Below are 12,213 nucleotides of genomic sequence, written 5' to 3'. Positions count from 1 at the left end.
TGAAACACTGGATGGGTAAGGGTGAGATATACAAGCTAGGGCAAGCGCTGCTGGGTTATTGGGATCGCGTGCAAGCGGTATTGGAGTGGCCGCTGAGGCAGTTAGATCCGATGGTGGCGCCGATTGAGTTTGTCGACTTGATGGCTTGGCAGCGTGACATCGAGCGCTTGCCCAAAGAGCCCGAGCATATCTACCGCATTCGAGTGAATTTTGCTTACGCCTTTGCGACCGGAGGTGGCTCTGAGGTGGGCTGGGAAACCATGTTTGAACAGCTGGGGTATCCCCACATCAACATCGATGAGCGACTGAGCTATTACCCTTGGGACGTGGTCAGCGTGAAAGTGCGAGACAGCGACTTAAATGAAGTGCCGGGTTTGATGGACGCCTTGGTTCGACAGTATGGCAGAACCTGCCGTCGATACAGCTTTGATGTGACGACCAGCGCTCATCCTCACATCAGCGTCACTGAGTTCAGTCATACCCATGAAACGTACTGTGCATCAATAGGATAAGTTATGGCCGTCATTACCCTAGCGGGCGAGCAGTTGATTGCTCAAAAACAACAAGCACAACAACCTTTGGTGATCCGCGAGTTTGTCTTGGCCAATGTGCCCAATCTTGATCCGCAGACGCTGCCACGAAGAGATCAATCCCTGCCGTCAAGTCGGCAGATTGTTTATCGGCGCGCACCAACGCGCAGTGCCTGCGTCAATGGCAATGAAGTGGTGTATTCGCTGATTTTAGATAACACGGTCGGCAATTTTGAATTCAACTGGCTAGGCCTAGTCAGCGAAGAAGGCGTATTGGTGTCGGCCAATCACATGGTGGTGCAATCTAAGCGCAAGAGCAACGAACGCATCAGTGAAGAAGGCAACAACTTAACCCGCAATTTCTTACTGAAATTCTCGGGCGCGCAAGCCATCACCCAAATTACGGTGACCCCAGAGACGTGGCAATTTAACTACGAAGCCAAACTTGATGAGATGGAAGAGTTAGAGCTTGCTTTAGTTTCAGGGATGGTCTCGAGCCAGGTTCACATTGTTGAAATGGCTCATAAAGAAATGGTGTCTTCTCAGCAACTATCCTTGTTGAGCGAGAGAGTTGCAGTGAACGAACAAGGGAACAAACACTTGATGACTGACTGTGTGGATTTGGTACGTAGGGTTGGAGGTTTGGAGCAAAATGACCCACTGATTGCGTTGCTGGTTTCTGCGAGTTTGTCAGGAAGTGGTGAACGAATATCGCAGATGCGAAGTAATTTGGAACTCATTGATAAAGTAAGAAGTTTGGAGGAACGAGATGTCTGAATATACGCAGCAATTAAAAAAAGTGATTGATGCTTCCATTGAACAAACACAAGCCAGTAAAAAGTTGGCTGATGATGTTGCTCAAATCAAGCCTAGTATCGACAAACGAGTGGATAAAGCAGAGAAAGAATATGAGCAATTGATAGCGGATATTTATTCCGACTTTCCATTCTATCGTCTGACTAAAAACCAAGAATTGAAGATTGGCGACAGCTTAGTTGAAGGCTCAGAGGGAACCCCTGATGGTTGGATAAATAGAGCCAGTTCCATTCATAAATGTCGAATGGTGGCTAATACAGAATCGGGCGTTGAGCCAGAAGAGAAAAATCCCATAATCCAAGCTATGTGGCGAGATATCAAAGGGCATATCCCAAAGTATAATTCCCCAAATTTCGGTGTGATCAGATTATCGACATCTCCAGATGCCGAGCCAAATAGCATCAATAAATTTTATTCAATCTATCAAGGCCCTATCCCGAGAGGTACACCTGTTACCTACGGAGCTTGGATTAAAGTTGAGCATGGGGATGTCAGATTTATGTATTCCAAAGATTCAGATCAAGTACCTAATGACGGAAAGTGGCATGAGATAACTCGAAGCTATGATATGAGTCACGGGGGAGCAACTTATGCGCATGGACCACATATCTACATTGAGCCCGGAGGGAGTTGCCTTGTCGCGCTTCCCGCTGTTGTCGTAGGTAAGCTGCCTAAAGGGAAATGGGGCTTTATCAACAAACCAATATTTGAGAATAAGAGGTAATGAAGTGACAGGATTTATACAAGAAACCGATCAGTTAGGTGGTGAACGCTCTCCGTTTGATATTGATAATGACTACCGAAAATATCTTCAAGAGACGGATTGGTACGTGCTGCGTTTACAGGAAACAGGGAAAGCGATACCTGAAAACGTCGTGAGTAATAGGGAGCTCGCTCGCTCGAAGGTTCAATCATCATTCGTTCTGTCTGTTGAGTTGAATACTAATGGTGAGAGCTAAATGCTCATTCTCAACGGCGCTCAGCTCCCACTAAAGAACCTACGAATTAGCGTTCGCCAGCAATTGGCCGGACAAGATATGTCCGGCCAAACCTCAGCGACCGACCAAGCGGAAACGGGCAGCAAGGGTAAAATACTGACGGTGAAAGGGGTGATCCCTTTTACCAAAAATCAGTTGCTGACTAATTTGTTCAGTATGGCCGAAGCGCAAGAAAGCGACGCGCGCCAAATCTACCGTATCAGCAACAAAACAGCTGAGGCGTTGAAAATTCGCCAAGTGAAATTTCAAGGCGTCGTGCGTGCCGATGAACAAGAATCTCACCGCCAGTGGAGCGTGTCGTTCGAGCTGGTCGAACATCTGTCTGTGCCAGAGCGGGTAGAGCAGCGTCAACCGGATAAACCTGCAGCGCAGCAAAAAGTGCAGGGGGTAAAGACGCCGGTTGAAACTGGACAAACCGAAGATGTGCCACCCGATACACAAGTGGAACTGACAGGCGTGATGAAAGTGCTAAAAAGCGTAGATAACGCACTGGCTTAAACGAGGGTTAATCATGGCCATCAACAACAAGTTTCTTTGCCGCGCCTACCTGGGCAAAGAGAAAACCAAAGTAAAAAGCCATCGTATCGTCTTCAGTGAAAACACACCTGGTCGCGCAGATCTTTTGATTGAAGGTGATCCAGAGACCAATACACTCATCGCTATCGATTTGGGGTGGGGTGACAACATCACGCGAGTCTTCTTGGGTTACATCGAGCGCGTACAACCGACAGAAAAAGGGTGGACGAAAGTGTTTTGTCGTGAGCTTTCGGCCATTCTTTATAAGCCGCTCAATGTCATATTGCGCCATCCCACACTGATGCAGCTGCTGAGCGAGGTCACCAATAAAACGGGACTTCAATTTGTGGTACCCGAGAAGGCGTACAGCAAAACGGCCATTCCTTGTTTCTATAGCGATGGTAATGGCTATCGAGTCATCGATGAGCTCGCTCAGGCATTTAGCATTGATGATTTGTTCTGGCAGCAGCAAGGCAACGGGCAGATTTACGTAGGCAGTTGGCCCGATTCATTCTGGGCCGACAAGCCCATTACATTGCCCAATGCACTCATGACTAACCACACCGCCAATAAATCGGTAAAGATACCGGCTATCCCAAAGCTCAAGCCAGGTGTTTTGGTTAATGGGCTACGATTAGTGGGTGTCGAGTTTGAAGGGACGGAGGCAAAGCTAACATGGATGTGAATACCATCAAGCGCATCATCTTTAGGTTGTTTCCTGAATTCACAGGGCGATGGCACTTACCCCGTTGGGGAAAGGTCGTAGCACTACCAGAGCTGCCTGAAGAGGGCGATTTATCCGATCGCTTTTACCCACATTACGCGGTAGATGTGCAGCTACTCGATGAAAAGGGCATGGAGTACGAAGATAAACCTCCACTGCAGGCGGTACCGCTTCCCGTTCCTGGTCTAGGCGACCATGCTGGTCGTTTAGAGCCACCGGCTATCGGCAGTATTGTTGAACTCGGGTTTATGTTTGGCCAACCCGACAAGCCCTTTATTCGTTGCGTACTGCCACTGGGTTTTAAACTGCCTGGCATCAAAGAAGGTGAAAGCCGCTATCAACAGCGCAAAGGCGTGTATCAATTGGTCGACCAGGAAGGCAACTTTGAACGTAAGACCGACCAAGCCGACAAGCTTGAATGCCTTACTCAACAAATCAAAGTGCTAGAAAATCGAATCGCTGAAATTGATGGCAACCACACCGAAACCGTCAAAGGCAATAGAACCATCAAAGCTAAGAACATCATCGAAGACGCAGACACCATCAAGTTCAATGGCGGCAAAGGGGTGTGCACCGGCGCGAGCATTTGTCCCTTCATGGGAAAACCGCATGTTGATGTATCCAAAACCGTTTACGCAGGTAAGTAATAATGGCAATAAGCAAAGCATCATTAAAGCAAAAGATAGAAACGGAACTGAAAGCCAAAGGCTTTGTACTTGATGGCGAATTTGCTATGGCTGGCATGATGGCTGAAGCTATCGCAAATGCAGTTGTGGATGAGATTAGTCAAAATTCTATTGTTACTGTAAGTAAGGGCAGTTCAGCAGGTTCCTATAAAGTTAAATGATTGAATGTCATGAGAAATCAAAAGCCGAGTAATTGTTACTCGGCTTTTTAGTTAACCCCAACCTTTCTTTTTTCAACGTAGTTTACAAGAAGCACTGAACTTATAGAAAAAAAGCTTACGAAACCCGCATTAATTCCCGCACTGTATTCAATAAAACCAAAATACGCATGGCTTTTTAGTAATAGAGTTATCAAAAAGCTTAAGATGAAGACGATTAGAGCAATAAGGATGCATTTGCATATTTTATAGATTGACATTGTTTTATAAGCCTATGCGGTATCGATTCTTATTTGCATTCTCAATTAAAGGTGTATGGAATGTCAAGGTTATTGTTTTTATTGCTATTTTTTCATTTTCTTCTAATGCTCAGAATTGTTTCCCGTTAACCAAAGATACAATTTATAAGTTAGTAGGTGGTGTTGAGTATTGTTTAGAATCAGAGTACCACTTCTGCTCCTAATACTAATTCAAACTTTATACCAAGACCTTTTACGACTTCCGGTGGAGGTGGTGGTGGAGGAAATAGTGGTAGTAGCGGTGGCGGCGAATGTACTGAGTGTCACAGCTAATAACAAATCCTTTTATCAGGCTTCATCTTAACTATCCCAATTGGTGTTAGAGCACATCAAATATCAGATATAGAGTGGTTAGATGGGCAATGAAATCATCGCCACTTCATCGCCATTTTAATCGAGGTTTGTTTTTAACTTGTTGTTTTATATGTATTTTTGTTGGTCGGAGATATAAAAGCTAATTACTTTCATTTATTTTTATACCTCTCGTAAACCCTTGTGATTGCTTGTTTATAAAGGGTTTATTGATTTAGTGAATGTCATGGTTAACCGTATTTAACCATGCTTAATAATTTCTGTCGCCATTTTGTCGAGACTAAATGGCGACGTTAAATTATGTGAATACCTACAGTTACGCTGAGTCTACTGAGTTTTTAATAAGTCTAAAAAGAAGGCGTATTCAAGAGCATCTTCTTTTAATCGCTTAAATCGACCAGAAGCGCCACCGTGGCCGGCTTCCATATCGGTTTTGAACACCAGTACATTGTTGTCTGTTTTCATTTCACGCAATTTCGCCACCCACTTCATTGGTTCAAAGTATTGCACTTGTGAATCATGTAGGCCTGTTGTCACTAACATGTTCGGGTAGTTTTGTACCTTAATGTTGTCGTATGGTGAATAACTCAGCATGTAGTCATAGTAGGTTTTATTGTTAGGGTTACCCCATTCGTCGTACTCGTTGGTTGTAAGAGGAGTCGACTCATCAAGCATGGTTGTTACTACGTCAACAAAGGGAACATGAGCTCCAATACCTCGATACAACTCAGGCGCTTGGTTGATGATCGCTCCCATTAATAGACCGCCGGCTGAACCGCCTACCGCAAACACTTTATCTTTAGCGCCATAACCTTCTTCAACTAGGCTTTTGGTTACATCGATGAAATCATTGAACGTGTTTTGTTTGGTTAGCTTTTTGCCATCTTCATACCAAGGGCGTCCCAACATCTCTGAACCACGAATATGTGCGATAGCATAAACGAAGCCTCGATCAAGTAGGCTAAGACGAGCTGAGCTAAAAGTTGGTTCGATAGTGTGCCCGTATGATCCGTAGGCATATTGGTAGATAGGGTTAGTGCCGTCTTTCTTGAATAGATCTTTACGATAAACCAAAGAGACAGGTACTTGCTTGCCATCGCGAGCCGTAATCATGATTCGCTCAGATTGGTAATTATCCGCGTCGAAGTCACCTAATACGGGCGTTTGCTTCATGATTTCGGATTCGCCTGTACTTAGGTCGAAATCATAATAAGTGCCTGGAGTGGTTAAGCTGCTGTAATAGACTCGAACTTTTGAGTTATCTAGCTCATAGTTACTTGTTAGGTAGGCAGCAAAAGCGGTGTCGTTGAACTCAAGTGGAAACTCTTTGCCTGTAGAGAGTTGACGAACCTTCACTGTAGACAAGCCATTTGAGCGCTGTTCGTAAACCAGATGATCATTAAATAACTCGAAATCGACAAGCTGAGTGTTATCGTCAGCTGGAATGACATCGACCCACTTTGAACGGTCATGCATGTCTTCGGCCGCGGCTTTCATCAAACGGAAGTTGACCGCTTGGTAGTTGGTGTAAATGTAATACCAATCCTCTAGCTTGGCGATGCTGTACTCAATCCCCGTTTCTCTTGGGTAGAAGGCTTCTGCTTTTGCATTTGGGTTGTTGGCATCAATAATTGAAACACCACTGGTTTCTGTGCTCGAGTGCCAAATGTATACCTGCTCGCCATCTTTACTTTTACTGATGCTGGTGTAGTAAGCGCTGTCGTCTTCTTCGTAGATCAGATCATCGCTTGTTTGAGGTGTGCCCAATACATGGCGGTAAACTTGATAGCCAAGTAGAGTTTGTGGATCTTTCTTTATGTAGTAGAAGGCTTGGTTGTCGTTTTGCCACGCGATAGCGCTCGAAGCACCTTCAATTTCATCGTTTAGGTATTCACCTGTCGTGAGGTCTTTAATCTTAATGGTGTAAATACGGCGGCTCAGTGTATCTTCGCCATAGGCCAACATATTTTCGTTCGGGCTGACTGATAGGCTACCAATGCTGAAGAATTCATGTTCTTTGGCGAGTTCGTTAACGTCTAAGATGACTTGTTTGTCTATTCCTAAAAAGTGTTTTTCGCGTAAGTGGACAGGGTATTCGTTGTCACCTGTGACTTTATTTGAGTAGTAGTAGCTGCCTTTGAGAACCGGTACCGAATTGTCGTCTTTCGCGATTCGGCCTTTGATCTCTTCAAATAACTGTTCTTGAGATGCTTCTGTGTGTTTCAGCACAGTCTCGGCATACTGGTTCTCTTGCTCGAGGTGCTGCAAGATCTCTGGATCTTGGCGTTCATCATCACGCATCCAATAGTAATCATCAATTCGTGTGTCACCATGATTCGTCATTGAATGAGGAACTTTCTTAGCAACGGGAGCTTGGGTTTGTTGAGCGACGAGTTGCGATGGAGAGTAGTGGTTCATGGTTGTTATTCCTTGATTGCTGCATCCGGCGGCAAGCGCCACCGATACGGCTAATGTGGTTAAAGCGAAACGCATCTTTATATCCTTAGTGTGCACCTTACTCGTTTTATTGCCAGCATCCTTTAGTGGTTAGTTTCCTTCCAGTGATATTATTTATAATTGGATTCTGGATGTGCACTTTCATCGTAAGTGTCTGTTATTGTTTTCAAAAAATCAAAGTAATGTTTGATGAAATTAGTGGTAGACATGAGGTGAGGGTAAACGGGTAATAAAAAAGGGACAGGCTTTTCAGCATGTCCCTCTATTTATTAGGCAAGAGTTGCGTTTTACTTTAGATAGCTAATGGCATTTCGTTTGAGTGGTCAGGCTTACGATTAACCCAACGTAAACCAAGCATAGCGATAAGTGACATGGTAATCATCAAGCAACCCAGTGGCAGCTGGTCTTGAGCTGGGAAGAACGATGCCAACAGTGTTGCAATACCGGCACCTAGGTTCTGCATACCACCTAAGATCGCGCCTCCCGTACCTGCGTGATATGGTAATGGCGAAAGTGCTCCCGTTGTTGCTGCTGGGAATAAGATACCAGCGCCCAAGAAGTAAATGGTTGCACCGCCAATCAAAGTTAATGCGGTTGTTTGACCAAACAGACCCGGAATAAGCACGACAGCTGAGCCAACTAAGATCGAAACCAAACCAACATTCAGTGCACGGCGTTCAGAACGGCGTTGCGCGATGTAACTCGATAGGCCAGCACCCACAAGGTAACCAGGAATCGGCAATACAAACAGTAAACTTACTGTGGTTGCTGGTAAGCCAAGTACACCACCAAGCAATACGCCAGCGGCTGCCTCGAACACTGCTACGCCCGCAAATGTTGCCACCAGTACCAATAAGAAACCTTGGAAGCGTTTGTCAGACAGAACGAATTTGTAGCTGTTGACTACTGATTCATTTTTGCGTCGCTCTCTTGGCAATGTTTCCATCATGCTGGTCATCATGGTGATCACAACAGCGATACCAAACAGCGCGAGAAACAAGTAGCTAGAACGCCAGCCGAAAGCTTCTGTTAGGTAACCACCCAATACAGGTGCCATTAATGGGGAGAAAATCACACACATGCTGATTAAGCTGTTCGCACGGTGTAACTCAGCGCCCTCAAAACAGTCACGGGTCAATGTGCGAGACATCGCGCCGCCACAACCAATTCCCAGTCCTTGAATAAAGCTACCCACCAAGAACCATTCGTATTCATGAGCAAATAAGGCTAACAAGGTACCTAGGATATAGATAACTAAGCCTGCGACGATGATTGGTTTACGACCGAGGCGATCTGAAAGCGGACCGTAAACAAATTGCGACAAACCATAAGGGATCAGGTAACACGCCATCACTGCTTGAAGTGAAGACGCAGAAACCAAGAACTCACCTGCCATATGACCGATAGAAGGCACGTACATCGTTTGAGTCATTTGACCTACGGCTGTCAGAATAGCGATTAAAAAGGTAAGTTTCGCTAATGGAAACGAGGCGGACATTTGCGTATCTCTCCAAAAATTAAAAACGTAAAAAGCATTAGCGCTCCATTAGGGGGATCCAACTGAATAAAGCGGTTAGGGAATCTAGGCGCGAGATATTAGAGTTTGATTGCCGAATTAGCAATCAAAAAGTGTGAAGTTGATCAAGATAAAAATCTATGGTTTGGATTAGAAAAACTAATCCTTAACTCTATGTGAAACGAGTAAGTGTTGCAGGAGGAAGCTATTGAAATATTATGAGTGATTAAACAAGGTTTTGATTACCTGAGGTGGTGGTGCGCTCAATAATCTAAATTGTATAGCAGGTTTATGAAACGACAGATATCTTTGTATCAATACCCAATATCAATAGAGTAGCCAGTTTGTAGCGTACACGATAAGAGTCACTGAACTGGTCACAAGAATTGTTATGAGAAGAACGGTCATTAACTTTTTCAACACACTTGGTGTGTTAAACACTTCGCCCCCTTCTTCTTTTAATCTTTTGTCTTCATCAAAGTGCCACTTGATTGCTAAGTAGCCACCGATAGCTAACACAATCAGTTTAAAAGCTCCTGCAAAATATGGAAAGAAATTAGCCCAGCTCGCGTTCATCATCTATCTCCGTCGTGATCAAAAAAGATTCAATAGCATCATAACAAGCTTGCTTTTGTAGCGCAGCGAGATGAAAAGGCATTTTTCAATTACGGTAGGGGAGCGGCAAAGTGTTCTTATCGCCTTGAGAAAGGACACAAGTCATACGTCATCTTTTTAAAACGACATCGATGAAGCTAAGTATCAGAAGTTAATAGCACTCTCAGTCACAGAAGTGATAGACAAAAAGTATGACCTGTTAACATTTGTGTGAACTTTCGTTTTATATGTTAGCAATTTGTGATGTAATCATCCGCTAAGCTATTCGTCTAACTTATCTACATTGTGTACAGCCATTCGTTGTCGATGTGATAGTTATGGTTATGGAAGTCTTTTGGCTTAAATAAGGATATTAAATGCGTTCTCTATCGGTACAGTGGAAAATAACTCTATTAGCGGGTTGTTGTTTAATCATTACGTCACTGTCTCTTATTGGTTTCTCGGTCTACAACGCGACGAGTAAGCAACAAGCTATCAAAACTCACAGTTCAGAATCAGTAATCAATAAAACTCAGCAGTTGCTTGCATCTGTTTCTCAGCTCAATGCTCAAGAAACTCAACGTTATGTAGATGAAGCCATCTACCGAGCGGAAATGCTTGCAGCCAGTGCTCTGTTTTTGAAGAACAATGCGGATGAGAACTTTACGCCAAGTGAAGAACTTCGTACTGCATTAGATGAAATGGTACGTCGCTCAGTTTTAAACTTCGATTCAATTCAAGGTGCTTACCTAGTATTCAAGCCGGACTTACTTGATAGTGAAGATGCGAACTATGTCGATGCCGATTATGTAGGTTCTAACGAGAAAGGGCGTTTCGCTCCTTACTGGAAGGTAGCAGATAATGGTGAGAATGTTCTCTCGAACGTGCTTTCGGAATCAACATTGAATGACAACAGCAATAGCGAACGTTTTTACTGTCCGCTATCTTCAGGGCAAACCTGTATCAGCACCCCACGAGTGGTGAATAGCGGCGGTACAGCATTATTGACGTCCTCTATTTCAGTTCCAATTTTAGTCGACGATGTTGCGATTGGTTTTCTTGGTATCGATTTAAGACTTGATGGCTTAACCAGTGTGATTACTCAATCTGATCAGAGTTTGTTTAACGGTGCAGGTAAAGCATATGTGGTTAGCCTTGATGGTTCCGTTATCGCTTCTGACGACTCCAGCATTGCAGTCGGTTCGAACTTCCAAAGTGATAACACCAATAGTGACCTAATGACCGACTTTATCTTCGGCGGTGAGGTAACAACGCAGTGGAGTGAGAACGGTGAGTGGTTACTTGCGTTTGCACCTGTTGTTGCTGCTAACCAAACTTGGGGCGTATTGTTTGAGATTCCTAGAGACAGTGTCGTCGCTGATGCAAATAAATTGGATTCGATCATTAGCACTAAGCTAAGTGAGGGTATCAAAACAGAAGTGATTGCCGGTACGGTATTTATTATCTTCGGTTTAGCTATTATCGCATTTGCTTCGTTGTCTATTGTGAAGCCGATTCGTCAGGTAGTGGAAAGGTTGAATGACATCGCTTCTGGTGAAGGTGATTTGACCCAGCGCTTAGAAGTGAAGTCTCAAGATGAAATCGGTCAGTTGTCGAAAGGCTTTAATCTGTTCCTAGATAAGCTGCAACATACGATCAAAGAGGTCATTCAAACCACAGAACAAGTGGCAAACACGACCAGCCAAGCGAAGGCATCTGCATCAAGTACTCGTGAAAGCAGCGAGTCTCAATTTAAAGAAGTGGATCTGGTAGCAACAGCGGCTGAAGAGATGACTCAAACTGCGGGCTTAGTGGTACAAAACGCAGAAGTTGCGGTAGACGCAGCTTGTGAGGCAAATCGTTCAGCCCAGCAAGGGCAACAAGTTATCGAACTTTCCGCTGGTGAAATGAGAAAGCTGGTGGAACGCATGTCGAGTGCCGTACCTATTGTAGAAGAGCTAGCGAAGAACAACGGCAATATCACTGAGATCTTAAGCGTCATTGAAGGGATCTCAGAACAAACCAACCTACTAGCACTGAATGCCGCGATTGAGGCAGCTCGTGCTGGTGAGCAAGGTCGTGGTTTTGCGGTTGTTGCAGACGAGGTGAGAAACTTAGCAAGTCGTACGCAGTCCTCGGTTGGTGAGATTAGAGCTGTGATCGATAAGGTTCATGCTGGAACACAAGATGTTGTTGAAGCGATACAAGAAGGCAACATACTGGCGAACGATACAGCATTGCACGTTCAGAAAGCGGTTGAAGATCTAGGTTCGATCTTTACTTCTATTGAGGCGATCAGTGATATGAATAGTCAGATCGTTCGAGCCGCTGAAGAGCAGCAATCCGTTTCCGGTGAAGTGAATCAAAGTGTGGTTAACATACGTGATTTAAGCGCGAAGATTCTGGAGCAAGCGGCGGCGTCTGAGCAAGTGGGAAGTGAAATTGACCAATTGTCTCAGCAGCAGAGAAAGCTGGTGAATCAGTTTAAGGTTTAGTTGTTCACGGTATCGCTTTTAAGCTTAGTTGACTGTTGAATAGATAAAGGGACAAATGAAGATTTCATTTGTCCCTTTTGTTTTTCTTAGGTTCTAAGGCTTTAGATCTCGA

At 44.5% G+C, this 12,213-nt stretch carries 12 protein-coding genes; 9 read left to right on the top strand and 3 right to left on the bottom strand.

The window, feature by feature from the left end:
- Positions 1 to 11: 11 nt before the first annotated feature.
- Genes ACMAZD_RS11515 through ACMAZD_RS11480 form a run of 8 tightly spaced genes read left to right on the top strand, consistent with a single transcriptional unit; the run spans position 12 to position 4,431 of the window.
- Positions 12 to 512 carry a hypothetical protein gene (locus ACMAZD_RS11515; protein WP_435249367.1) on the top strand — a complete coding sequence of 167 codons (501 nt, stop codon included), beginning with the start codon at positions 12 to 14 and terminating at the stop codon, positions 510 to 512.
- A gap of 3 nt (positions 513 to 515) precedes the next feature.
- Positions 516 to 1,307, top strand: coding sequence for a phage tail-collar fiber domain-containing protein (locus ACMAZD_RS11510; protein WP_435247328.1), 792 nt, complete (start codon positions 516 to 518; stop codon positions 1,305 to 1,307).
- Positions 1,300 to 2,070 carry a hypothetical protein gene (locus ACMAZD_RS11505; RefSeq protein WP_435247327.1) on the top strand — a complete coding sequence of 257 codons (771 nt, stop codon included), beginning with the start codon at positions 1,300 to 1,302 and terminating at the stop codon, positions 2,068 to 2,070. The genes ACMAZD_RS11510 and ACMAZD_RS11505 overlap by 8 nt, the downstream gene beginning before the upstream one ends.
- Before the next feature lie 4 nt (positions 2,071 to 2,074).
- Positions 2,075 to 2,305, top strand: coding sequence for a hypothetical protein (locus ACMAZD_RS11500; protein WP_435247326.1), 231 nt, complete (start codon positions 2,075 to 2,077; stop codon positions 2,303 to 2,305).
- Positions 2,306 to 2,842: an adenine glycosylase gene (locus ACMAZD_RS11495; protein WP_435247325.1), complete on the top strand. Its 537-nt coding sequence runs from the start codon at positions 2,306 to 2,308 to the stop codon at positions 2,840 to 2,842.
- A 13-nt stretch (positions 2,843 to 2,855) separates the two neighbouring features.
- Entirely contained in the window at positions 2,856 to 3,545 is a 690-nt protein-coding gene (locus ACMAZD_RS11490) for a hypothetical protein (protein ID WP_435247324.1), read from the top strand.
- Positions 3,536 to 4,231 (top strand): hypothetical protein, encoded by a 696-nt coding sequence (locus ACMAZD_RS11485; RefSeq protein ID WP_435247323.1) that lies wholly within the window; start codon positions 3,536 to 3,538, stop codon positions 4,229 to 4,231. The genes ACMAZD_RS11490 and ACMAZD_RS11485 overlap by 10 nt, the downstream gene beginning before the upstream one ends.
- Positions 4,232 to 4,233: 2 nt before the next feature.
- Positions 4,234 to 4,431, top strand: a complete 198-nt coding sequence (locus ACMAZD_RS11480; protein WP_435247322.1) for a hypothetical protein — start codon at positions 4,234 to 4,236, stop codon at positions 4,429 to 4,431.
- A 935-nt stretch (positions 4,432 to 5,366) separates the two neighbouring features.
- Here ACMAZD_RS11480 and ACMAZD_RS11475 read toward each other — a convergent pair.
- The 3 genes from ACMAZD_RS11475 to ACMAZD_RS11465 all read right to left on the bottom strand — a co-directional run bounded on the left by ACMAZD_RS11475 (position 5,367) and on the right by ACMAZD_RS11465 (position 9,588).
- The gene (locus ACMAZD_RS11475) at positions 5,367 to 7,457 is read right to left on the bottom strand and encodes a S9 family peptidase (RefSeq protein ID WP_435249366.1); all 2,091 of its coding nucleotides are present in this window, start codon (positions 7,455 to 7,457) and stop codon (positions 5,367 to 5,369) included.
- Between the two features lie 331 nt (positions 7,458 to 7,788).
- Positions 7,789 to 8,994, bottom strand: a complete 1,206-nt coding sequence (gene emrD / locus ACMAZD_RS11470; RefSeq protein ID WP_435247321.1) for a multidrug efflux MFS transporter EmrD — start codon at positions 8,992 to 8,994, stop codon at positions 7,789 to 7,791.
- A 345-nt stretch (positions 8,995 to 9,339) separates the two neighbouring features.
- Positions 9,340 to 9,588, bottom strand: coding sequence for a hypothetical protein (locus ACMAZD_RS11465; RefSeq protein ID WP_435249365.1), 249 nt, complete (start codon positions 9,586 to 9,588; stop codon positions 9,340 to 9,342).
- 395 nt (positions 9,589 to 9,983) lie between these two features.
- Between ACMAZD_RS11465 and ACMAZD_RS11460 the strand changes: the two genes are divergently transcribed.
- Entirely contained in the window at positions 9,984 to 12,101 is a 2,118-nt protein-coding gene (locus ACMAZD_RS11460; RefSeq protein WP_435247320.1) for a methyl-accepting chemotaxis protein, read from the top strand.
- The last annotated feature ends 112 nt before the right edge of the window (positions 12,102 to 12,213 follow it).

The organism is Vibrio sp. nBUS_14 (assembly GCF_051201655.1).
Taxonomy (GTDB): domain Bacteria; phylum Pseudomonadota; class Gammaproteobacteria; order Enterobacterales; family Vibrionaceae; genus Vibrio.
Note: the sequence above shows the minus strand (reverse complement) of the source record. Positions and strands in the feature narration are given on the sequence as shown.

Coding starts and splice junctions, on each gene's coding strand:
- ACMAZD_RS11515 (WP_435249367.1), top strand. CDS start 12: ATGGGTAAGGGTGAGATATACAAGCTAGGGCAAGCGCTGCTGGGTTAT.
- ACMAZD_RS11510 (WP_435247328.1), top strand. CDS start 516: ATGGCCGTCATTACCCTAGCGGGCGAGCAGTTGATTGCTCAAAAACAA.
- ACMAZD_RS11505 (WP_435247327.1), top strand. CDS start 1,300: ATGTCTGAATATACGCAGCAATTAAAAAAAGTGATTGATGCTTCCATT.
- ACMAZD_RS11495 (WP_435247325.1), top strand. CDS start 2,306: ATGCTCATTCTCAACGGCGCTCAGCTCCCACTAAAGAACCTACGAATT.
- ACMAZD_RS11490 (WP_435247324.1), top strand. CDS start 2,856: ATGGCCATCAACAACAAGTTTCTTTGCCGCGCCTACCTGGGCAAAGAG.
- ACMAZD_RS11485 (WP_435247323.1), top strand. CDS start 3,536: ATGGATGTGAATACCATCAAGCGCATCATCTTTAGGTTGTTTCCTGAA.
- ACMAZD_RS11480 (WP_435247322.1), top strand. CDS start 4,234: ATGGCAATAAGCAAAGCATCATTAAAGCAAAAGATAGAAACGGAACTG.
- ACMAZD_RS11475 (WP_435249366.1), bottom strand. CDS start 7,457: ATGAACCACTACTCTCCATCGCAACTCGTCGCTCAACAAACCCAAGCT.
- emrD (WP_435247321.1), bottom strand. CDS start 8,994: ATGTCCGCCTCGTTTCCATTAGCGAAACTTACCTTTTTAATCGCTATT.
- ACMAZD_RS11465 (WP_435249365.1), bottom strand. CDS start 9,588: ATGAACGCGAGCTGGGCTAATTTCTTTCCATATTTTGCAGGAGCTTTT.
- ACMAZD_RS11460 (WP_435247320.1), top strand. CDS start 9,984: ATGCGTTCTCTATCGGTACAGTGGAAAATAACTCTATTAGCGGGTTGT.